Consider the following 21,809-nt stretch of genomic DNA (forward strand, 5'->3'; position numbering starts at 1 on the left):
GGAAGGACGATGGCGGCGAAGTACATCACCATAGCGCGGGAAATCAAGAAACGCATTATCAGCCAGCAGTACGCCGCCCATGAACCGCTCCCGGACCAGTTTGCGCTGGCGGCGGAGTTCAGCACCAGCCGGATGACCATCCAGCAGGCGATGCGTCAGCTGATCGTCGAAGGGCTGGTCTACACCCGCCAGGGCCAGGGGACGTTCATCCGCAAAAATTTCCTCCAGCTTTCGCAGTGGGATCTCTCCGGCAGCGACTACTTTGGCGCGACCAAAACCTGGGCGCATCTGGGTACGGTTACGAGCCAGGTGGTGCATTTCGAACTGCGCTTCCCGAACGAAAAAGAGCAGGCGTCGCTGATGATTAACGCCGATGCGCCGATCTACGACTTCATTCGCCTGCGTTTGCTGAACGGCGAACCGATGTCGCTGGATTCCACGGTGATGCCGATGAATCTGGTGCCGGGCCTGACGAAAAACCATCTTGAAGGTTCAGTGTTTCAGTACGTTCAGGAGACCCTGGGGCTGAAAATTATGGGCTCGTATCGGGTGGTGCGGGCGCTTAAGCCCAGCGCGCTGGACAGAGAGCATCTGGTCTGCGAGGAAACCGATCCGGTGCTGGAGGTGGAGCAGGTCATTTACCTGGAAGATGGCACGCCGCTGGAGTATGCCCACTGTCACTATCGGTACGACCACGGCGGGATTGTGATCGTGAATAACGGGTAAAAAAAGCGGGCCTCGAAGCCCGCTTTTTTAATGCGCGTGACGTGATTAGTTCAAACGCACCGGCATACCGGAACGGTTCTGAACGGCCTGGTCAACAATCGCCGTTTCAACGTCTGGCTGAGACGTTACCGCCTGTACCGCGCTGTTCAGCGTAACAGGAACGACTTCGTTGTTGTTGATCTGGTCTTCGCTGGTGGACAGCGGGTTGTGCACTTCGATGTAGCGGCTGCCGTCTGGCTCAGACGTCGCTTTCACCGGTTCGTTGATGAACTGCACGCGCGTACCGACCGGCACGTTTTCGAACAGGAACTTGATGTCGTCGTTACGCAGGCGCACGCAGCCGTGGCTCACGCGCAGGCCGATACCGAAGTTGGCGTTGGTGCCGTGAATCGCATACAGACGACCAATGTACAGGGCATACAGACCCATCGGGTTATCCGGGCCTGCTGGCACAACGGCTGGCAGCGGTTCGCCCGCAGCGATGTATTCCGCGTGCATTTTAGCCGTTGGCGTCCAGGTTGGGCCCGCTTTCTTACGTTCAACTTTGGTGGTCCAGTTCAGCGGGGTGTCTTTACCCAGCTGGCCGATACCGATTGGCAGCACGATCACGGTGTTGGTGCCTTTCGGGTAGTAATACAGACGCATTTCGGCGCTGTTAATTACGATACCTTCATGAACGGTATCCGGCAGGATCAGCTGCTGAGGGATATTCAGCACGGTACCTGCTTTCGGCAGGTACGGGTCAACGCCCGGGTTCGCTTCCAGCATGTTAGACAGACCCAGCTGGTACTGCGCCGCGAAATACTCCAGCGGCTGAGAGTTACCTTCAGGAACCGTCACCACCTGGTTTTGACCCACCAGACGGCTTCCGTCGGTCGGCAGGGGATACGTCACCGCAGACGCGGTCTTACAAAAACCTACTACGGCTAACGCCGCCGCAAAAAGCGCTGTTAATTTCATGTTCATGTTGTGCGAGGTATCTAAGCCATTCTGGCGATGAGTTGATAAGTCTGAAGCTGTGATGGGAGCGCATTATATGTGCATTCCCGCTCACTGGGAATTCAGATGTGTACGAAATCACATTTTTTTCGATTTTGTTAAAGTTTAGTGGATGGTTGCAACGCGGGATCTCAATTCGGAATTGTGGCATAATGCCGTGTTTATCACACTTTTCGCAGGAATCTCCCCGTGTTAGTTACCAGCAACGTCACTATGCAGTTTGGCAGTAAGCCGCTGTTCGAAAACATTTCCGTCAAATTTGGCGGCGGCAACCGTTACGGCCTGATTGGTGCCAACGGTAGCGGTAAATCCACCTTTATGAAGATCCTCGGCGGCGATCTGGAGCCGACCCTCGGCAACGTGTCGCTCGATCCGAACGAGCGCATCGGTAAGCTGCGTCAGGATCAGTTCGCCTTCGAAGAGTTCACCGTGCTCGACACCGTGATCATGGGGCACGCGGAGCTGTGGGAAGTGAAGCAGGAGCGCGATCGCATCTATGCGCTGGCCGAGATGAGCGAAGAAGACGGCTATAAAGTGGCCGAACTGGAAACGCAGTACGGCGAGATGGACGGTTACTCTGCGGAAGCGCGCGCGGGCGAGCTGCTGCTGGGCGTCGGTATTCCGGTTGAACAGCATTACGGCCCGATGAGCGAAGTCGCGCCAGGCTGGAAGCTGCGTGTACTGCTGGCTCAGGCGCTGTTCTCTAACCCGGACATCCTGCTGCTCGACGAACCGACGAACAACCTGGACATCGACACCATCCGCTGGCTGGAGCAGACGCTCAACGATCGCGACAGCACCATGATCATCATTTCGCACGACCGTCACTTCCTGAACATGGTCTGTACGCACATGGCGGATCTAGACTACGGCGAGCTGCGCGTCTATCCGGGCAACTACGACGAGTACATGACGGCTGCCACCCAGGCGCGCGAGCGTCTGCTGGCGGACAACGCCAAGAAAAAAGCGCAGATTGCCGACCTGCAGTCCTTCGTCAGCCGCTTCAGCGCTAACGCCTCTAAATCGCGTCAGGCAACCTCGCGTGCGCGTCAGATTGATAAAATCAAGCTGGAAGAGGTTAAAGCCTCCAGCCGTCAGAACCCGTTCATCCGCTTCGAGCAGGACAAGAAGCTGTTCCGTAACGCGCTGGAAGTGGAAGCCCTTACCAAAGGCTTCGATGAAGGCCCGCTGTTTAAAAACTTCAACCTGCTGCTGGAAGTGGGCGAGAAGATTGCCATTCTGGGCGCCAACGGCGTGGGTAAATCTACCATGCTGAAAACCCTGGTCGGCGAACTGCAGCCGGACAACGGCACCGTGAAATGGTCCGAAAACGCGCAAATTGGTTACTACGCGCAGGACCATGAGTACGAGTTCGAAAATGACCTGACCGTCTTTGACTGGATGAGCCAGTGGAAGCAGGAAGGCGACGACGAGCAGGCGGTGCGCAGCATTCTGGGTCGTCTGTTGTTCAGCCAGGACGACATCAAAAAGCCAGCTAAAGTGCTCTCCGGTGGTGAGAAGGGACGCATGCTGTTCGGCAAGCTGATGATGGAAAAACCAAATATCCTGGTGATGGATGAACCGACTAACCACCTGGACATGGAATCGATCGAATCCCTGAACATGGCGCTGGAGATGTATCAGGGCACCCTGATCTTCGTCTCTCACGACCGTGAGTTCGTCAGCTCGCTGGCGACCCGCGTGATCGAAATTACGCCAGAGCGCGTGGTGGACTTCACCGGTAACTACGAAGATTACCTGCGCAGCAAAGGTATCGACGGCTAATAAAAAGCCCGGTGGCGCTTCGCTTACCGGGCCTACGGGTGTCTTTGTAGGCCAGGTAAGGCGAAGCCGCCACCCGGCAATGTTCAGAGCACCCACTCACTCCTTTCAACCCCGTTCACCCGCAGCGTACGTTTTTCACCCGCCGGTAATGACACCTTTAGCGCCTTCCACGCCGGACGATAATCCCCGCGCGCGTTCACTCTCAGGTTAATGGTTGCGCCGTCGCACACCATTTCCCATTCCACCCACAGCGCATTGCCGTTCTGATAACCCCAGCTTTCGCCGTCGTCTTCAAACAGCAGCCCCGAGGTCGTGCCGACGCCTTTCACCGGGAACAGCTTCAGCTCGCGGGTCGTATCTTTTTCGGCACTGACATGCGTGATGCGCTCGCTCAGCGGCAGACCGGCTCCGGCGCGCACCAGCAGCGGCAGTTTTTCCAGCGGCGCATCGAGGACGATGGATTGCCCGCCTGCATACCACGCGTGGGTGTAAAAATCATACCAGCCCGTTTCGTTATCCGGCAGCCAGACCCGGCGCTCGCGCTGCCCGGCTTCGACGACGCTGGCGACCAGCAGGTCGCGGCCCAGCAGGAAGTCGTCGCACTCTTCGAAGGTCTGCGCATCGTGCTCGTGGTCGAGGAAGGTCGGGCGCAGCATCGGCTCGTCGTCGGCGTGCGCCTGCCAGAGCAGGGTATAGAGATACGGCAGCAGGCGGTATCGCAGCTCAATTGCGCCGCGAATGGCAGGCGTGACGCCCGGATACATCCACGGCTCGTTTACCGTGTGGTCATCGTTCCACGAGTGAATGGTAAAGCGCGGGTGCATCACGCCGTTCTGCACCCAGCGCACGAACAGCTCGGCGTCCGGCTTGTCGCCGGAGAAACCGCCCACGTCATGGCCGACGTTGAACAGCCCGGACAGGCTCATGCCCAGCCCCATGCGGATGTTATAGCGCAGCGTGTCCCAGCTGGTGCGGTTGTCACCGCTCCAGGTCTGAACGTAGCGCTGCATCCCGGCGCAGCCGGAGCGGGAGATGAGATACGGGCGTTTTTCCGGCGCAAAGCGCTGCTGCGCTTCCAGCGAGGCGCGCATCATCAGCAGCGGCATCACCGGGCGAATATGCTTGATGGCGATCTCCTTGCCGAAGCCAAAGCAGCGGGCTTCCCCGTCCCACACTTCATATTCGTTGTTGTCGTTCCAGGTGGAGTCGATGCCCATCTCCAGCAGCTGCGTGGTGACGCCGTTCTGCCACCACTGCACCGTCTGCGGGTTGGTAAAGTCGAGGTGCGAGCCTTCGTCATCCCAGAAGCTGGAGCGTTCGGGTGCATCGGTTTCTGAATCGCGAATGAACAGGCCGCTCTCCGCCACTTCGCTGTAGCGCGGATGATCCTGTAGCAGGCACGGCTTGATGTTTGCGGCCAACTTCAATCCCGCGTCGTGGAATGCCTGGCTCATCACCTTCGGCTGCGGCACCTTGTCATAGTTCCAGTTGAAGACGTAGCGCTTGCCGTTGATGGAGGTATAGCCAGACGAAAGCTGGAACGAGTCGCACGGAATGGCGTGTTCTTCGCACAGGCGGATGAAGTTCATCAACTGATTCTGCGCGTCCGGTGCGTCGGTGTAGTGCATGGTCGAGCCGCTGTAGCCAAGGCTCCATTTCGGTCCGAACAGCGTCTTACCTGTGAGGCGCACGAAGGCTTTGGTGACGTCCAGCACGCGCCTGCCGGTAAAGATGTAGTAGTCGATATCGCCCGCTTCTGCCTGCCAGCGGCGATAGGCGGTGTGGTAGTTGTCGATTTCGTTACCCAGATCCAGCCAGCAGCTGCTCAGGTTGTCGTAGAACAGGCCGTAGCTCACGTCGTCGCGGCGGGTAAGGGTGAACGGAATGTGCTTGTATAGCGGGTCGGTGCTGGCGGCGTTGTAGCCCATGGCGTCGAGGTTGCGCATCTCGTAGCGTTTACCGTTGCGCTGCAGATCGCCCGCTTTCTCACCCAGGCCGTAGAAACGCTCGTCCTTGCGGCGGCTCAGGTAGTGCGCCCCGCCGTCGCCGTGGGCGTTCAGCAGGTAGGCGCTGGTGGGACGGTCATTGACCAGCGGCTGCCACTCGCCCGCCTCATTGCGGTAGTGCCACTCCAGCCACAGCGGCTGGTGCACGGTGACGCGCAGCTGTTCGGTTGCCACGGTTAACGTGTCGTCCTGCTGCGTCAGCGTCCAGGCCGGGCAGGTGAAGCCGCTGACATCGTCACGACGGCGACCTTCCCACGGCACGTCTTGTTCCGGGGCGATGCTCCAGGTGCGGTCCAGCGCCAGCTCGCCTTTGCGTTTGATCAGCACGCGGAACAGATTCTCTTCCAGCACATACAGGCACAGGCGGTGCTGGTTATCGACCAGCAGTTCCAGATGGTTTGCCGACTGCGTATCAAGGGTCCAGTTTTTCAGGGTTTTCATATGCAATACATCCACTATCAGGCGCGCTTGGCGCGACGTTCAGCAATAAATGCTACCAGGAAGAGAGCGCCAATCAGGTCAAAGAAGCCCATGGCGATAAAGAGCGGGTTAAAGCCGATTTTGTCGGCGGTCACACCGATTAACAGCGAGAACAGGAAGCTGGCGATCCACGCCGCCGAGCCGCGCATGCCGTTGACGGTCGCCATCTGGCCTTTGTCGAACGACTCCACGACCAGGGCGCTGAGCATGCAGGAGATGATCTGGTGCCCGAAGCCGCCGATGGAGATCAGCACGATGGTGATATACGGGTCGCGGGTAATGGCCACGATGGCCAGCGAGATCATCAGGAACGCGCCCGTCACGGAGCTGGCGACGACCGAGTTCACGCGGGAGCAGCCGAACAGGCGGGTGTACAGACGCGTCAGGTAGCCGCTCGCCACGCTGCCGAGGTCAGCGGCGAGGAACGGCAGCCAGGCAAACATCGCAATCTGCTTCAGGTCCATGCCGTGCTCTTTGGCAAGATACAGCGGCACCCAGAAGCTCAGCACCGCCCAGGCCGGTTCCGCCATAAAGGCCGGGATGGCGATACCGTAGAAGCGTTTGTTCTTCGAGACGGTTTTCAGCGCGGTCAGGAAGGGCAGTTTGACGGCAGGCGGTTCGTTATCCTGCTTGATAAACGCCAGCTCGTCCTTGCTCAGGTTCGGGTGCTGCTCCGGGTTGTGGTAGAACGCCCACCACAGGATCACCCACAGCAGCGCCAGCACGCCGGTAAACATGAACGCCCCCTGCCAGCCGAACGAGGCGTGAGCGAAGTAAATGATAGGCGGAGCCAGCATCGCGCCGATAGAGAAGCCCACGCCCGCCCAGCCGGCAGCAACGGGACGCTCTGATTTCGGGAACCACTCGCCAATGGTTTTGGCGTTCGCCGGGGTAGCGGCGGCTTCGGAAGCCCCCATAAAGAAGCGCAGGATCGCCAGGTGCAGCCAGCTTCCGGCGCCCGCGTGGAAAATACACATCAGCGCCCAGATCCCGGCGCAGACCATGAAGCCAATCTTCAGGCCGATCACGTCAATCAGCCAGCCGCACAGGGGCTGGAAAATGGTGTAGGCAATCTGGAACGCACCGACGATCCAGGAGTATTGCTCGGTGGTGATCCCAAGGCTCTCTTTCAGTTCCGGGGCGAGGATCCCGAGCGAGTTTCGGGTGATGTAATTAACGGTGACGCCAAGTAAGAACAGCACCAGCACGTACCAGCGCAGGTTCTTGATGACGCGACGGGTTTTGCTTGTCGCAACGGTGTTATTGATGTCCTGACTCATTTTACTCTCCACAAGACGGACGGTAAGGGGACGGAGGTTCAGGTGTCACACAGATTTTTATGCCTTTGATTTCTATCCGTTTAAACTGCTTAAGTTGGTATACAACTAGTATGGAAGTTGTGTGAGAGGTTCACCTTAAGGGAGAAAATGAGCGGGCAATAGTCTATTTTGTGCAAAATTTCTCATAACTGACGTAAACACTCTGGCAAGATGGCATTGATGTCAGTTATTGCCTGACAAACACGCTATGAAAATTTTTTCATTTCGCAAATGGAGCCAGATCACAAAATGGACAAAAGGCTAAAAATCACCGAAATCGCTGCCCGCACGCAGCTCTCGATCAGCACCGTGTCACGCGTGCTGGCGGGGAAAGCGAATACCAGTGAAAAAGCGCGCGCAAAGGTGCTGGCGTGCGCGCGGGAGCTGGGCGTGATGGAGGGCATGGCGGCGGGACGGCTGCTGCTCAATAGCCTGGTGGTTTTTGCTCCTCAGCGCGCCTTCGAGGAGCGGTCCGACATCTTTTATTACCGCGTGATCCAGAGCGTGAGTAAAGGCCTGGCATCCCACGATGTGCGCCTGCGCTACTGCGCGCTGGAAGAGAACGACAGCGATGCCCAGCTGTTTCTGGCGCGGATGAACGAGTCGGACACCCAGGCCGCCATTCTTCTCGGTATCGACGACCCGCATATCCACGATCTGGCGGTGGATGTCGGCAAACCCTGCATGCTGATTAACTGCCGCGACCGGCACATGCGTCTGCCTGCCGTTGCGCCGGATCACCGCGCCATTGGCGAGCGGGCGGCGGAATACCTGTTCGAGATGGGACACCGTGAGGTGATGAACGTGCTGTGCCTGCGTCGCTACACCATGGAGCTGCGTCTGTCAGGGATCCGTGACGCGTGGCAGTCTCACAACCTGGCGTTCAACGACAGGCGCGATCTGCTGGTGGTGCCCAGCTTCAGCGCGCGCGAAACGGAACAGTTGGTCAGCGCCTGGCTCAGCGAAATGCAGGGCAAGGATTTGCCAACCGCGTTCCTGGTCGGCGGCGATTTTATGGCGGCGGGGACCATCAGCGCATTACAAAACCACGGCCTGCGCGTGCCGCAGGACGTCTCGGTGATGAGCATTGACGGGTTTAACCTGGCGGCGATCCAGGATGTGCCGCTGACGGCCGTGCATGTTCCCCGCGATGAGCTGGGGACGGAAGCGGTACACATGCTCCAGCAGCGGCTGATGCGCCCGGACGCGCCGGTGGGGATGTTACTGCTTAACGGCACGCTGACCGTGCGGGAATCGGTACGGCGGATACGTCAGGGAAAACGACGCACCGCCGTTGAGCGGGAAGGGCTGTACGACAGTTAGACCATGCCCAGCGCGCGCTTGCCGTGGATGTTGAGATCGTTCACGGTAAAGCGGTCCTGCCAGCTCTTTTCATAATCTTCGCGTGGGAAATCCCCCGGCGATGCGCCGGTCTCCAGCGCTTCCTTGACCTTCTTCGCATAGGCGAGGTTTTTCTCGCACATCGGTGCGGCGGGGATATACATCACGTTGCCCCAGCCCTGCTGATCTTCCACCGGCGCGACGGAGTGGATCACATCGCAGTGCCACCACACCGAATCACCCGCCTCCAGCGCAGGAATGCTGGTCAGCGCCTCGATAAGCAGCGGGTGCCACTTCTCGGAAATCGGCAGCACGCGCCCCGGCGCCACGCCGCACAGCTCGTCTTCCGGCACGTCGTCCAGCAGCGGACGCAGCAGAATATACGCCATTGCTTCCGGGATCGGCACGACGTGCAGCAAGCCCTGTCCGGGGATCATATCCGACAGCGCGGTCCAGCCCTGGAAGGTGCGGAACACCGAGCATTTGGTGGTGTTATCGACGGTATACTCTTCCACTTCGGTACGGTGCGCGGCGTTCCACGGATCGTATTTCTCGACATTGCCGTCAAACACGCGGGCAAAGACCTGCTGGTAAGCCGGCAGCAGCCAGCGCTCCAGCGCGCCGGAGTCGGTATGCGCGCCGAGCCCTTTCGAGGTGGTTCCCGGCGGACGGCGGCGGATACGATCCGGATAAATCACGCTCACGTCCGGGTCAAACCACTGCTTGCCGTTGCTCTCGAACGTCCATAAGCGGTTCAGGAACGACTGCACCTGCGCCATCTCTTCGCTCTGGCGCGCCTGCATCTGCGCCTGCGACCAGTAGATCGGGTAAATCTCCGGACGGGAGGCGGTCAGGGTGCCGAAGAAGTTATCGCCTGGCCCTTTGTACACCTCGTCAAACTTGTTCAGATCGAGGTAGTCGAGCATCGACTGATCCCACGCCAGCGCCTGCTCGCGCGGGAAGTGACCTTTAATCACCGCGCAGCCGCGGCGTTTAACGGTGTCGCGCTGCGCGTCGGTAATCGTGCCGTTTTTTACATCGGCAAACGGGATCACCGGCCAGACGGATTCACCTTTATTTTTAAGCGCGTTAATTTCCGCCACGCGGGTGGCAATGCTATCGCTGAGCTTGTTGAACACCGCCTGCACGTCACCGATCTGCGCGCGTAACTCACGTTTCAACTGACGGATTGCCGCTTTGTGATCCGCCGGCAAGGTTTCACTGGTAAAGGTCATAACTGCCTCGCATCTTTCATTCGAAAGTAAAAGTGTCTACAAGTGATACTTTAAGTTAAAAATAAGTTAATGCAAGTTTAAAAACTTGACGTGTGCCACAGGACGGAAAAAGAGTGAGAGGCCGGAGCCAGGCTCCGGCGAAGAAAGGATCAGGCGTCGAACGGGGAATGGTTGTCGAGCACGGCCTGAATGACGTTCAGCGCGCCCTGATGGTTGTTGTCATCGGTGCTGTAGCGGCTGATTTCTTTGATGCTCTCTGCCGCGTTACCCATCGCAAAGGAATATTTCACCAGTTTCAGCATCTCGGCATCGTTGCCGCTGTCGCCAATGGCCACGCACGCCTGCGGGGAGATTTTCCAGCGCTTCAGCAGACGGCTGATGCCGTTAGCTTTGTGCAGCCCGGGGATAATCAAATCCACAAAGCCAAAGCCGCTGGTGACCGGCTTCATGATGCCGTCCAGCGAGACGTGCAGCTTATCCACCAGATTGGGGATATCGCTGTCCGGCAGGTTCAGGGAGAACTTAAACAGCACGTCGTCAATGTCGCGGTAATCGCTAATGCGCTTTAAGCGGTGGTAGTGCTTTGACATCAGCGCCACGAACGCGTCCGGGGCTTTATCGCTGACGTACGCGCTCTCCAGCCCGCAGGCCACGAAGTTCAGCCCTTTATCTTTCAACAGTTCGCTAATCACGATCTGCGATTCATGGCGGGTCAGCTCGCCGTGAAAAATCTGCTCCCCGCGATCGAACACCAGCGCGCCGTTTTCCGCCACGAAGGAGATCCGATCTTTGAGCTCCGGAAAGAAGGAGATGAGCTGGTAATACTGGTTGCCGCTGGCGACAACGAATTCAATGTCGCGGGCTTTAAGCTGTTCAAACTGTGCCTGGAAGCGGTCACGATCGTACTGCTTGGCATCATCAAGAAAAGTTCCGTCCATATCGGTGACGATAACTTTAACGGTCATACTGTGCTCCTGGGTCACTGCGTTTTGAAACATTCTAATAACAAGGTGACGGGGAGCACAAATTTAATTTCGAATGAAAGTCAGAAAGCCGGGTGGCGGCTTCGCCTTACCCGGCCTACGGGGAGACTCTGTAGGCCCGGTAAGCGCAGCGCCACCGGGCGTTTTTTTACAGCGTATGTTCAGTACGGGCGATAATATCGTCCTGCGCATCCGGCGACAGGGCGGTGAAGAACGCCGAGTAGCCTGCGACGCGCACCACCAGGTCACGATACTGGTCAGGGTGTTTCTTCGCCTCCAGCAGCGTGTCGCGCGAGACGATGTTGTACTGAATATGCCAGCCCTTATGCACCTCGAAGAAGGTGCGCAGCAGCACCATCAGCTTCTGGCGATCGCTGTCGTTTTCCAGCGTTGACGGGTTCAGCTTCTGGTTCAGCAGCACACCGCCGAGAATCGCCTCGGTAGGCAGTTTACCCACGGAACCGATGACCGCCGTTGGACCCAGGTGGTCGGTACCGGAAGCCGGGCTGGCCCCTTCCGCCAGCGGCGTGTGCGCCTTACGTCCGTCCGGTGTCGCCATCGTCGCCGCGCCAAACGGCACGTTCGCGGAAATCGAGGAGGTGCCCGCGTAGTAGTTACCGCCAATCGGGCCACGGCCGTGGCGTGGGTTGTGGTACTGCTTCAGCTCTTCAATGTAGGTCTGATAGGCGCGGGTCAGCAGCATATCCACGCTGTCGTCGTCGTTGCCGTACTTCGGCGCGCCGTTGATCAGGCGCTGACGCAGCTGCTCGTGGGTCAGGCCATCGAAGTCATCCGCCAGCGCCGCCGCCAGCTGCTGCTGGCCAATGACGCCCTGTTCGAACACCAGCTTCTTCACCGCCGCCAGGCTGTTGCCGAGGTTGGCGATCCCCACCTGCAGGCCGGAGACCCAGTCATACTTCGCGCCGCCCTGCTTGATGCTTTTCGCGCGCTCGATGCAGTCGTCCACCAGCGCCGAGCAGAGAATATCGTGGACGTTCTCCTCCAGCATGGTGTCCACCACGTACTCAATCTCGATGGATTTGCGGGTGTAGTAGCGGATCTGGCTATCCCAGGCCGCCATCACCTCGTCGAAATTGTCGAAGTTACCGGCAGAGAGCGCTTTCTCCTGCGGCAGGAACACCTTGCCGCTGGTGGCATCGCGGCCGCCTTCCAGCGCGGCCAGCATCACGCGGGCGAAGTTGATGAAGCTCATGCCGGTGCAGCGATAGCCCCACTTGCCGCCCACCGCGGTTTCGATACAGCCAATCGCCGCGTAGTCGTAGGCGTCGTCTCGTTCAACGCCGAGCTTGATGAATTCCGGGATCACGATTTCATCGTTGTTGAACGCGGGCATCCCGAAGCCGCAGCGGATCACCTGCACGCAGGCGTCGAGGAAGTCGTTGCTCATGCCCGCGTGATAGCGCACGCTCAGGTTCGGCTGGGTGGAGCGCAGACGGCCGCAGGATTCCAGAATCGCGTAGGAGAGCGGGTTCACCGCGTCCATTGGCTCACCGTTGACCAGCTTCTGGCCGCCGATGGTGACGTTCTGGTACAGCGGGCTGCCGGCGGAGGCTTTGGAGTGCGAGCCGGAGCGGATCTTGTTCACTTCCAGCAGCTTCAGCCAGCAGCTGTGCAGCAGCTCGATGGCGTGTTCGCGGTCGAGGCTCTGGTTCAGCTCCACGTCGCGGCGGTAGTACGGATAGAGATACTGGTCCATACGCGCGAAGGAGACGGAGTGGCCGTTGGACTCAATCTGCAGGATCAGCTGAATGAAGTAGCACAGCTGCAGCGCCTGCCAGAAGGTTTTTGGCGGCTCGTGAGCAATCACGTCGCAGTTTTCTGCCATCGCCAGCAGCTCGTCGCGGCGGCTTTCGCGGGTTTCGGTGGAGGCCATCTCGCGCGCCAGATCGGCGAAGCGTTTGATGTGCAGGCTCACCGCTTCCAGCACGATATCAATTGCCTTCAGGAACTGATCGCCGTGCAGGTCTTCCAGTACAGTCAGGTTGATGCGTGAGCGGCGCTCGGCCACTTTGGCGCGCAGGCCGTCGAGACCTTTCTCCAGCACCAGCGGGAAGTTCACCGCCAGGTGCGCGTCGCCGGAGGTCATGTTGCCTTCGGCTTTGATGATGCCGGTTTCCAGCAGGCCTTTCTGCTCGTCGGTGAACATGCCATAGCAGCGGTCCTGCACCGTCTGGCCGCGCCACCAAGGGCAGATCTCATGCAGTACGCGCTTGTTCTCTTCGCTCACCGCAAAGCCCGCGCCCGGGCGATCCGCCAGGTCGTCAATCTCTTTCTCAATCCAGGAGACGGTATATTCCGGGAAGATCGGCGCGGCGCGCACTTCGCTGGCCTGGTTACCGATAATCAGCTCGTCGTGTTTGATCCAGATGGTACGCTCGGCCAGGTGATGCGCCAGCGCCAGGGCGCGACGGACCGGGATCGGCTTGTCCATGTGCTGCTGATACATTTCGGTGTAATGCTGGGCGCGCTCGGTACAGACCGGCGGCTTAACGATATGCACCAGCGCCGTTTTGTGGGCCTTAATGCGCTCGCTGAGGGTATTGAGATTCAGGGTTGTCATAAGTTTATCCTCGTAAGGTCGCGGTTAACCCTTTCTGGCAGGCGTACTGCTGCGCGAAGTCCAGCAGGGCAGGGTTATCCAGCGGTTTGTCAGGGGCAGAGTAGGGTTGGCCGAGCAGGGTGTATTTGTTCATGCCCAGCGTGTGATACGGCAGAAAATGAATATCGTCGACGCCGAGCTCATCGGCAGCGAAGTTGGTGATGGCGGTGATGGAGGCTTCATCCGCGTTGAAGCCCTGGATCAGCGGCACGCGGATGGTGATCGTTTTCCCGGCGGCGGCCAGGCGTTTCAGGTTGTCCAGGATGCGCTTAGCCGAACCGTCCGTCCACTGCTTGAACAGGTCACCGTCGACGTGCTTCAGGTCGGCGAGGAACAGATCGACGTACGGTAATGACGGCTCGATATAGTGCCACGGCACGTGAAGGCAGGTTTCGACGGCGGTGTGGATCCCAAGGTCATGGCTGGCTTTAAACAGCGCCTGCGCCAGCTCGGGGTTCATAAACGGTTCGCCGCCGGAGAGGGTGATCCCGCCGCCGCTGCGGTCGTAGAAGGGTTTGTCGCGCAGTACGGTCGCCATGATCTCCTCGACCTGCCGTTCTTCACCGCAGACGGTCAGCGCCTGCGTCGGGCAGCAGTCGGTCAGGGCATTAAGCGTCTCTTCACTTAATTTCTCACGATGAATGACCATCCCGTTCAGCGCACGTTCGATACAGCCCGGTGCCGCCTGCTGACACAGGTCGCAGCCGTCCAGGCACAGACGCGCATCAAACAGAACGTCCCGACTGCGGGAGCGGCTTTCCGGGTTCTGGCACCAGCGACAGCCCAGCGAGCAGCCTTTCAGGAACACCACGGTACGGATACCGGGGCCATCGTGGGTAGAGTAACGCTGAATATTGAAGATCATGTTTTCGCCTCTCATCTTGCATACGAAGATTAAATTACTTTCGAATGAAAGTTATCTTGATGCAGGTCAACTCTTGAGCAGGTTTTGTCGTGATAGGGTAAGTGCAGGCTAATTTTGAGGGTGACATCATGGAACTTTATCTCGACACATCTGACGTTGCGGCAGTCAAAAAGCTGGCGCGTATCTTCCCGCTGGCGGGCGTGACTACCAACCCAAGCATCGTTGCGGCCGGTAAAACGCCGCTCGACGAACTGCTGCCCGCGCTGTACGACGCGCTGGGGGGTAAAGGCCGTCTGTTCGCGCAGGTGATGGCGACCACCGCCGAAGGGATGGTGGAGGACGCGCGTAAGCTGCGCGCCATCATTAACGATCTGGTGGTGAAAGTGCCGGTAACCGCAGAAGGGCTGGCGGCGATCAAGATGCTCAAAGCGGAAGGGATCCCGACGCTGGGTACGGCGGTATACGGTGCCGCGCAGGGGATGCTGTCCGCGCTGGCGGGGGCGGAGTATGTGGCGCCGTACGTTAACCGCGTGGACGCGCAGGGCGGGGACGGGATCCAGACCGTGGTGGAATTACAGCAGCTGCTGACGCTGCATGCCCCGCAGTCAAAAGTGCTGGCCGCGAGCTTTAAAACCCCGCGTCAGGCGCTGGACTGCCTGCTGGCTGGGTGCGAGTCCATCACGCTGCCGCTGGACGTGGCGCAGCAGTTTATTACCTCTCCGGCTGTGGATGCGGCGATTGTGAAGTTTGAGCAGGACTGGCAGGGGGCGTTTGGACGGACGTCTATCTGACGCGGTTGCCGGGTGGCGCTAACGCTTACCCGGCCTACGATTTTCTCCCTCTCCCTGTGGGAGAGGGTCGGGGTGAGGGCATCAGGCCGCAGCAGGGTTTACCCTCCGCAAACCTCACACCCCGGGTTACGCATCAGCTTCATCTCGCGGAACTGGCAGGTCATCGCGTCGTACATCACGATTTTACCCGCTGCGGGCGTGCCGTAATTCGCCAGCACTTTGATCGCTTCCATTGCCTGCAATGAACCAATCACGCCGACGAGTGGCGCCATCACGCCCGCCTCAACGCAGGTCAGCGCATTCTCGCCAAACAGACGGCTCAGGCAGCGGTAGCAGGGTTCACCCTCGGCGTACGTGAAGACGCTGATTTGCCCCTCCATGCGGATCGCCGCGCCGGAGACCAGCGGGGTTTTGTGAGCAAAACAGCCCGCGTTGAGCTGGTTGCGGATGGCGACGTTATCGGTGCAGTCCAGCACCAGGTCGTGCCGGGCAATCTGTGCGAACAGCGCGTCGTCATCCAGCATTGCGTCAATCAGCGTGAACTGAACGTGGGGGTTGATGCGCGCCAGCGCAGCCCTGGCGGATTCCACTTTCGGCTGGCCCACCGTCGCGTCGCTGTGTAGCGTCTGGCGCTGCAGGTTGGAGACCGACACGGTATCGAAATCCAGCAGCGTCATGCTTCCCACGCCCGCCGCGGCAAGGTACTGCGCGGCGGCGCAGCCCAGCCCGCCCAGCCCGACGACCAGCACGCTGGCCGCCTTGAGCGCTTCCTGACCCTCGAAGTCAAACCCGCGCAGCACAATCTGGCGGTTGTAGCGCATCATCTCCTGGTCGCTCAGTTCCACCGTCATGTCAGCCTCCGAACAGGTGGTTAAAGCGCTCGACCTCAACCCATTCGCCGGCTTCCACGTTGCCGCGCTCGCGCTCCAGCACGATGAAGCAGTTGCCCAGACTGAAGGAACTGAAAATGTGCGAGCCCTGATGTCCGGTAGTGCGTACTTCAAGCTCGCCGTCCGCACCGCGGGTCAGAATGCCGCGCTGGAAATCGAGACGGCCCGGTGATTTTTTCAACCGCGTGGCGGCACGCACGCGCACGCGTTCCGGCAGCGGGCTGGCCTTGTTGCCGGAAAGCTTCGCCAGCAGCGGGATCGCCAGCTGGTAGAAGGTGAGTGCCGCCGAGACCGGGTTACCCGGCAGGCCGCAGAACCAGCTGTGTGAAAGCTTGCCAAACGCGAACGGCTTGCCCGGCTTGATCGCCAGCTTCCAGAAGGCGATTTCACCCAGCTCTTCAAGAAGGGTTTTGGTGTAATCCGCTTCGCCCACGGAGACGCCGCCGGAGCTGATGACCACGTCGGCGGATTTATCCGCCTCGATAAACGCCGCGCGCAGTTGTTCCGGGTCGTCTGGAATAATCCCGAGGTTAATCACCTCGCAGCCCAGCTGCTCTAGCATCAGGTGTACCGCCAGGCGGTTGGTGTCGTAAATCTGGCCGTCCTGCAGCGGCTGGCCCGGAAGCTGCAGCTCGTCGCCGGTGGAGAAAACGGCGACGCGCACTTTACGGATCACGTCGATGTCCGCGATGCCGAGCGACGCCAGCACCGGCAGCTCCGCCACCGTCAGCTTTTGCCCGGCGGCAAAGACCGTCGCGCCGAGGGTAATGTCCTCGCCGGTACGGCGGATGTTCTGGCCCGCTTTGACGCTCGCGGTAAAACGCACGCCGTCGTCGGTCTGTTCGGTCTCTTCCTGCATCACCACGGCGTCGCAGCCTGGCGGAACCGGTGCGCCGGTCATGATGCGCACGCAGGTGCCTGCAGGCCATTCGCCGCTAAACGGCTGACCCGCAAAGGCTTTACCCGCCACCGGCAGGGCGTTACCCGTCTGGAGATCCGCCAGGCGTACCGCGTAACCGTCCATCGCGGAGTTATCAAACCCCGGCACGTTAAGCGGAGAGACGATATCGCGCGCGGCAATACGGCCAAAACAGCGCACGAGGGGCAGCGTCTCAACGTCATGCAGCGGGGAAACTCGGTCAAGCATCTGCGTGAGTGCCGTCTCAAGCGGCATCAGTCCGGCGGTAAAATCCATGGTGGGCTCCTGCGGAGTAACAACGAAAACGTCCATTATGGCAGAAAAGTGCGGCTAACTGTATGACCGAAGGGTGCACGCTTTACATCACTGTTACGTCTTTCTATATTCAAAAATCATCTGAAGTTTCGTCGACGATAATGATATTTATAGAAAAAGCCGCAAAACAGGCTAACGGGTGATGCGAATGGTTAAGGCGGTAATCGCAATTCATGGCGGGGCCGGGGCAATCACCCGTGCACAGCTCACTCCTGAGCAGGAAAAACGCTACATCGACGCGCTGTACGCCATTGTCGAAACGGGCCAGAAAATGCTGGAAGCGGGCGAGAGCGCGCTGGATGTGGTCACCGAGGCGGTGCGTCTGCTGGAAGAGTGCCCGTTATTTAATGCGGGTATCGGTTCGGTCTTTACCCGGGATGAAACGCACGAGCTGGATGCCTGCGTCATGGACGGTATCACCCTGAAAGCGGGGGCCGTGGCAGGCGTCAGCCACCTGCGTAACCCGGTGCTGGCCGCGCGTCTGGTGATGGAAGAGAGCCCGCACGTGCTGCTGACGGGCGCGGGGGCGGAGAGGTTTGCCTTCGAACACGGAATGGAGCCGGTCTCGCCTGACCTGTTTTCCACGGAAGCCCGCTATCAGCAGCTGCTGGACGCCCGTTCGGCGGGCATGACGCAGCTTGATCATACTGCGCCGCTGGATGAGCGCAGCAAAATGGGCACGGTGGGCGCGGTGGCGCTGGATAAAGCCGGGAATCTCGCGGCGGCAACCTCCACGGGCGGGATGACCAACAAGCTGCCCGGACGCGTGGGTGATAGCCCGCTGCCTGGCGCGGGTTGCTATGCCAATAACGCGACGGCGGCGGTGTCGTGTACCGGCACCGGAGAAGTGTTTATCCGCGCTCTCGCGGCCTATGACATTACTGCGCTGATGGATTACGGCGGCTTAAGCCTGAGCGAGGCGTGCGAGCGTGTGGTGATGGAAAAATTACCTGCCCTGGGCGGCATCGGCGGCCTCATTGCGGTGGATCGTGAGGGCAACGTGGCCCTGCCGTTCAACAGTGAAGGCATGTACCGCGCCTGGGGCTATGCCGGCGATGAGCCGAGCACGGGGATTTATCGTGAATAAGGGGGCAGCGCGTGCCGCACAGTGAAGAGCTGGACAACCGCGAAGTGCTGGCTGTCCATCAGCTGAATATTGCGTTTCAGGAAGAGCGGCAGTTCATCCCCGCAGTACAGAATTTATCGTTCACGCTCAGGCGCGGCGAGACGCTGGCGATTGTTGGCGAGTCCGGCTCCGGGAAATCGGTCACCGCGCTGGCGCTGATGCGCCTGCTGGAACAGACGGGCGGTCAAATCAGCAGCGAGAAAATGCTGCTGCGCCGCCGTAACCGCCAGGTCATTGATTTAAACGAGCTGAGCGGCGCGCAGATGCAGGGCGTGCGTGGGGCGGATATTGCGATGATCTTCCAGGAGCCGATGACCTCCCTGAACCCGGTGTTCCCGGTCGGGGAACAAATTGCCGAGTCCATTCGCCTGCATCAGGGGCTGAGCGGCGATGAGGCGCTCAGGGAAGCGAGACGCATGCTGGAGCTGGTACGCATTCCGGAGGCGCAGGCCATTCTCGGTCGCTACCCGCATCAGCTTTCCGGCGGCATGCGCCAGCGGGTGATGATCGCCATGGCGCTCTCGTGCCGTCCCGCGGTGCTGATTGCCGATGAGCCGACGACGGCGCTGGACGTGACGATTCAGGCGCAGATCCTGCAGCTCATCAACGTGCTGCAGCAGGAGATGGAGATGGGGGTGATCTTTATCACCCACGATATGGGCGTGGTCGCCGATATCGCCGATCGCGTACTGGTGATGCACAAGGGCAGCGCGGTCGAAACCGGCACGGTTGAGCAGATTTTTCACGCGCCCGCGCATCCCTACACCAAAGCGCTGCTGGCGGCGGTCCCGCGTCTTGGGGCGATGAACGGCAGCGATCTGCCGCGTCGTTTTCCGCTGATTTCCCTGGCGGCGTCTGAGCCGCAGGAGGAGGAACGCGAGCAGGACACCGTGGTGCCGGGCAAGCCCATTCTGGAAGTGCGCAATCTGGTCACCCGGTTTCCGCTGCGCAGCGGTGTACTGAACCGGGTGAAGCGCGAAGTGCACGCGGTGGAAAACGTCAGCTTCGATCTGTGGCCGGGCGAAACGCTGGCGCTGGTGGGGGAGTCCGGCTGCGGTAAATCCACGACCGGGCGCGCGTTGCTCCGTCTGGTGGCCTCTCAGGAGGGCAGCATTACCTTTAACGGCGAGCGCATTGATACCCTTCCGGACAGCAGGCTGCAGGCGGTGCGGCGGGATATTCAGTTTATTTTCCAGGATCCGTATGCCTCCCTCGATCCGCGCCATACGGTGGGGTATTCGATCATGGAGCCGCTGCGGGTGCATAACCTGCTCGACGGCGAGGCGGCGCAGCGTCGCGTGGCCTGGCTGCTGGAGCGCGTTGGCCTGAAGCCGGAACACGCCTGGCGTTATCCGCACGAGTTTTCCGGCGGGCAGCGGCAGCGTATCTGCATCGCCCGCGCGCTGGCGCTGAACCCGAAAGTGGTGATTGCGGATGAATCCGTCTCGGCGCTGGATGTCTCTATCCGGGCGCAAATCATCAATCTGCTGCTGGATTTACAGCGGGATATGGGGATCGCCTTCCTGTTTATCTCGCACGACATGGCGGTGGTTGAGCGCATCAGCCATCGCGTGGCGGTGATGTTTATGGGGCAAATTGTGGAAATCGGTCCGCGAAGAGCGGTGTTCGAGAACCCACAGCACCCGTATACCCGCAAGCTCATCGCGGCGGTCCCGGTCGCCGACCCGGCGCATCGTCACGGCCAGCGCGTGCTGCTGCAGGATGAAATGCCGAGCAATATTCGTAAACGCGGCGAGGCCGTAGAGCGCGTGGCGTTGCGTGAGGTCGGGCCGGGTCATTTTGTGGCTCCCCCGCGTCAGGACAATGCTTTTTCGCGGTTATAACTTTCAACAGGCAGGAGAACATAATGGTTACATTTGTAGCGCGTAGATGGTTGTTAGCCGCGAGCGTGACGGCAGCCCTGGCCGCTGCCCCCGCGTTCGCTGCCAAAGATGTGGTGGTCGCCGTCGGCTCTAACTTCACCACGCTGGATCCGTATGACGCTAACGACACGCTCTCCCAGGCGGTGGCGAAATCGTTCTACCAGGGCCTGTTTGGCCTGGATAAAGAGATGAAGCTTAAAAACGTGCTGGCGGAGGGGTACACCGTTTCGGATGACGGGCTGGTGTACACCATTAAGCTCAAAACCGGGGTGAAGTTCCAGGACGGCACCGACTTTAATGCAGACGCGGTGAAGGTTAACCTCGATCGCGCCAGCAATCCTGAAAACAGCCTCAAGCGTTATAACCTCTATAAAAACATCGCCAAAACTGAGGTGGTCGACCCGGCGACGGTAAAAATCATCCTGAAAGAGCCGTTCTCCGCGTTTATCAATATTCTGGCGCATCCGGCGACGGCGATGATTTCCCCTGCCGCGCTGAAGAAATACGGCAAGGAGATCGGCTTCCACCCGGTCGGTACCGGCCCGTACGAGCTGGTCACCTGGAATCAGACCGATTTTGTGAAGGTGAAGAAATACGCGGGATACTGGCAAAAAGGGCTGCCGAAGCTGGACACCATCACCTGGCGTCCGGTAGTGGATAACAACACCCGTGCGGCGATGCTGCAAACCGGCGAGGCGCAGTTTGCCTTCCCTGTGCCGTATGAGCAGGCCGCCATTCTGGAGAAAAACAGCAAGCTGGAGCTGGTCGCCAGCCCGTCGATCATGCAGCGCTACATCAGCATGAACGTTACGCAAAAGCCGTTCGATAACCCGAAGGTGCGCGAAGCTATTAACTATGCCATTAACCGTCAGGCGCTGGTGAAGGTCGCTTTTGCGGGCTATGCCACTCCGGCCACCGGCGTGCTGCCGCCGGCTATCGCGTATGCGCAAAGCTATCAGCCGTGGCCGTACGATCCGGCCAAAGCGCGCGAGCTGCTGAAAGAGGCGGGCTATCCGAACGGCTTTAGCACCACGCTGTGGTCGTCGCATAACCACAGTACCGCGCAGAAGGTGCTGCAGTTCACCCAGCAGCAGCTGGCGCAGGTGGGTATCAAGGCGCAGGTTACCGCGATGGATGCCGGGCAGCGTGCGGCCGAGGTTGAGGGGAAAGGGCAGAAAGAGAGCGGCGTGCGGATGTTCTACACCGGCTGGTCGGCCTCGACCGGTGAAGCCGACTGGGCGCTGTCGCCGCTGTTTGCCTCGCAGAACTGGCCGCCAACCCTGTTCAATACCGCGTTCTACAGCAACCCGCAGGTGGACAAAGACCTTGCTGACGCGCTGAAAACCACCAAACCGGAGGAGAAAGCGCGCCTCTACAAGGACGCGCAGGACATCATCTGGAAAGAGTCGCCGTGGGTGCCGCTTGTGGTGGAGAAACTCGTGTCAGCCCATAACAAAGCGTTGACCGGGTTCTACATCATGCCGGATACGGGCTTTAGCTTTGACGATGCGGATTTAAAATAACGC

The 21,809-nt window shown here is 59.7% G+C and carries 16 protein-coding genes; 7 read left to right on the forward strand and 9 right to left on the reverse strand.

The features are described from left to right. Positions 1 to 9 precede the first annotated feature (9 nt). The gene (locus tag ACMGGQ_RS04910) at positions 10 to 726 is read left to right on the forward strand and encodes a GntR family transcriptional regulator (RefSeq protein WP_045909415.1); all 717 of its coding nucleotides are present in this window, start codon (positions 10 to 12) and stop codon (positions 724 to 726) included. 45 nt (positions 727 to 771) lie between these two features. On the opposite strand, the gene ldtB is transcribed toward ACMGGQ_RS04910, so the two are convergent. Further along, positions 772 to 1,692, reverse strand: a complete 921-nt coding sequence (gene ldtB / locus ACMGGQ_RS04915) for a L,D-transpeptidase (protein ID WP_032649383.1) — start codon at positions 1,690 to 1,692, stop codon at positions 772 to 774. A gap of 222 nt (positions 1,693 to 1,914) precedes the next feature. On the opposite strand from ldtB, the gene ACMGGQ_RS04920 reads away from it, so the two are divergent. After that, a complete protein-coding gene (locus ACMGGQ_RS04920; RefSeq protein WP_032656351.1) occupies positions 1,915 to 3,510 on the forward strand; it encodes an ABC-F family ATPase in 1,596 nt (531 codons plus the stop codon). A gap of 83 nt (positions 3,511 to 3,593) precedes the next feature. Here ACMGGQ_RS04920 and ACMGGQ_RS04925 read toward each other — a convergent pair whose 3' ends face one another. Then, a complete protein-coding gene (locus tag ACMGGQ_RS04925) occupies positions 3,594 to 5,957 on the reverse strand; it encodes a TIM-barrel domain-containing protein (RefSeq protein WP_420289662.1) in 2,364 nt (787 codons plus the stop codon). 17 nt (positions 5,958 to 5,974) lie between these two features. Next, on the reverse strand, positions 5,975 to 7,276 hold the full coding sequence (locus ACMGGQ_RS04930; RefSeq protein ID WP_045909413.1) for an MFS transporter: 1,302 nt from the start codon (positions 7,274 to 7,276) through the stop codon (positions 5,975 to 5,977). 288 nt (positions 7,277 to 7,564) lie between these two features. Between ACMGGQ_RS04930 and ACMGGQ_RS04935 the strand changes: the two genes are divergently transcribed. Further along, the gene (locus ACMGGQ_RS04935; RefSeq protein ID WP_420289663.1) at positions 7,565 to 8,638 is read left to right on the forward strand and encodes a LacI family DNA-binding transcriptional regulator; all 1,074 of its coding nucleotides are present in this window, start codon (positions 7,565 to 7,567) and stop codon (positions 8,636 to 8,638) included. Here the strand turns inward: ACMGGQ_RS04935 and ACMGGQ_RS04940 are convergent. The 4 genes from ACMGGQ_RS04940 to ACMGGQ_RS04955 form a co-directional block, all read right to left on the reverse strand. Beyond that, positions 8,635 to 9,891, reverse strand: a complete 1,257-nt coding sequence (locus tag ACMGGQ_RS04940) for a DUF1479 domain-containing protein (protein WP_420289664.1) — start codon at positions 9,889 to 9,891, stop codon at positions 8,635 to 8,637. The genes ACMGGQ_RS04935 and ACMGGQ_RS04940 overlap by 4 nt on opposite strands. 149 nt (positions 9,892 to 10,040) lie before the next feature. Continuing rightward, the gene (locus ACMGGQ_RS04945; RefSeq protein WP_420289665.1) at positions 10,041 to 10,856 is read right to left on the reverse strand and encodes a Cof-type HAD-IIB family hydrolase; all 816 of its coding nucleotides are present in this window, start codon (positions 10,854 to 10,856) and stop codon (positions 10,041 to 10,043) included. Between the two features lie 166 nt (positions 10,857 to 11,022). Next, positions 11,023 to 13,455, reverse strand: a complete 2,433-nt coding sequence (locus ACMGGQ_RS04950; protein WP_048027055.1) for a formate C-acetyltransferase/glycerol dehydratase family glycyl radical enzyme — start codon at positions 13,453 to 13,455, stop codon at positions 11,023 to 11,025. Between the two features lie 4 nt (positions 13,456 to 13,459). Beyond that, the gene (locus ACMGGQ_RS04955) at positions 13,460 to 14,359 is read right to left on the reverse strand and encodes a glycyl-radical enzyme activating protein (protein WP_111967022.1); all 900 of its coding nucleotides are present in this window, start codon (positions 14,357 to 14,359) and stop codon (positions 13,460 to 13,462) included. 128 nt (positions 14,360 to 14,487) lie between these two features. Between ACMGGQ_RS04955 and fsa the strand changes: the two genes are divergently transcribed. Next, on the forward strand, positions 14,488 to 15,150 hold the full coding sequence (gene fsa, locus ACMGGQ_RS04960) for a fructose-6-phosphate aldolase (protein ID WP_048222179.1): 663 nt from the start codon (positions 14,488 to 14,490) through the stop codon (positions 15,148 to 15,150). A 98-nt stretch (positions 15,151 to 15,248) separates the two neighbouring features. Here the strand turns inward: fsa and moeB are convergent, their stop codons facing one another. Beyond that, entirely contained in the window at positions 15,249 to 16,001 is a 753-nt protein-coding gene (moeB, locus tag ACMGGQ_RS04965; RefSeq protein ID WP_420289666.1) for a molybdopterin-synthase adenylyltransferase MoeB, read from the reverse strand. 1 nt (position 16,002) lies between these two features. Next, positions 16,003 to 17,235: a molybdopterin molybdotransferase MoeA gene (gene moeA / locus ACMGGQ_RS04970; protein WP_252073963.1), complete on the reverse strand. Its 1,233-nt coding sequence runs from the start codon at positions 17,233 to 17,235 to the stop codon at positions 16,003 to 16,005. A 187-nt stretch (positions 17,236 to 17,422) separates the two neighbouring features. Between moeA and iaaA the strand changes: the two genes are divergently transcribed. From iaaA to gsiB, 3 genes are read left to right on the forward strand one after another with little or no spacing between them, the layout of a single operon-like run. Next, the gene (gene iaaA, locus ACMGGQ_RS04975; RefSeq protein ID WP_045909425.1) at positions 17,423 to 18,361 is read left to right on the forward strand and encodes a beta-aspartyl-peptidase; all 939 of its coding nucleotides are present in this window, start codon (positions 17,423 to 17,425) and stop codon (positions 18,359 to 18,361) included. Positions 18,362 to 18,372: 11 nt separating this feature from the next. Continuing rightward, positions 18,373 to 20,244: a glutathione ABC transporter ATP-binding protein GsiA gene (gsiA, locus tag ACMGGQ_RS04980; protein ID WP_048027063.1), complete on the forward strand. Its 1,872-nt coding sequence runs from the start codon at positions 18,373 to 18,375 to the stop codon at positions 20,242 to 20,244. Between the two features lie 23 nt (positions 20,245 to 20,267). Continuing rightward, a complete protein-coding gene (gsiB, locus tag ACMGGQ_RS04985; protein ID WP_325818689.1) occupies positions 20,268 to 21,806 on the forward strand; it encodes a glutathione ABC transporter substrate-binding protein GsiB in 1,539 nt (512 codons plus the stop codon). Positions 21,807 to 21,809: the final 3 nt, after the last annotated feature.

The sequence above is a fragment of the Enterobacter sp. BNK-13 genome, from assembly GCF_048685015.1.
Lineage (GTDB): Bacteria > Pseudomonadota > Gammaproteobacteria > Enterobacterales > Enterobacteriaceae > Enterobacter > Enterobacter quasiroggenkampii.

Excerpts from the sequence above, each read along its gene's own strand:
- ACMGGQ_RS04910 (WP_045909415.1), top strand. The coding sequence starts at position 10 with ATGGCGGCGAAGTACATCACCATAGCGCGGGAAATCAAGAAACGCATT.
- ldtB (WP_032649383.1), bottom strand. The coding sequence starts at position 1,692 with ATGAACATGAAATTAACAGCGCTTTTTGCGGCGGCGTTAGCCGTAGTA.
- ACMGGQ_RS04925 (WP_420289662.1), bottom strand. The coding sequence starts at position 5,957 with ATGAAAACCCTGAAAAACTGGACCCTTGATACGCAGTCGGCAAACCAT.
- ACMGGQ_RS04930 (WP_045909413.1), bottom strand. The coding sequence starts at position 7,276 with ATGAGTCAGGACATCAATAACACCGTTGCGACAAGCAAAACCCGTCGC.
- ACMGGQ_RS04935 (WP_420289663.1), top strand. The coding sequence starts at position 7,565 with ATGGACAAAAGGCTAAAAATCACCGAAATCGCTGCCCGCACGCAGCTC.
- ACMGGQ_RS04940 (WP_420289664.1), bottom strand. The coding sequence starts at position 9,891 with ATGACCTTTACCAGTGAAACCTTGCCGGCGGATCACAAAGCGGCAATC.
- ACMGGQ_RS04945 (WP_420289665.1), bottom strand. The coding sequence starts at position 10,856 with ATGACCGTTAAAGTTATCGTCACCGATATGGACGGAACTTTTCTTGAT.
- ACMGGQ_RS04950 (WP_048027055.1), bottom strand. The coding sequence starts at position 13,455 with ATGACAACCCTGAATCTCAATACCCTCAGCGAGCGCATTAAGGCCCAC.
- ACMGGQ_RS04955 (WP_111967022.1), bottom strand. The coding sequence starts at position 14,359 with ATGATCTTCAATATTCAGCGTTACTCTACCCACGATGGCCCCGGTATC.
- fsa (WP_048222179.1), top strand. The coding sequence starts at position 14,488 with ATGGAACTTTATCTCGACACATCTGACGTTGCGGCAGTCAAAAAGCTG.
- moeB (WP_420289666.1), bottom strand. The coding sequence starts at position 16,001 with ATGACGGTGGAACTGAGCGACCAGGAGATGATGCGCTACAACCGCCAG.
- moeA (WP_252073963.1), bottom strand. The coding sequence starts at position 17,235 with ATGGATTTTACCGCCGGACTGATGCCGCTTGAGACGGCACTCACGCAG.
- iaaA (WP_045909425.1), top strand. The coding sequence starts at position 17,423 with ATGGTTAAGGCGGTAATCGCAATTCATGGCGGGGCCGGGGCAATCACC.
- gsiB (WP_325818689.1), top strand. The coding sequence starts at position 20,268 with ATGGTTACATTTGTAGCGCGTAGATGGTTGTTAGCCGCGAGCGTGACG.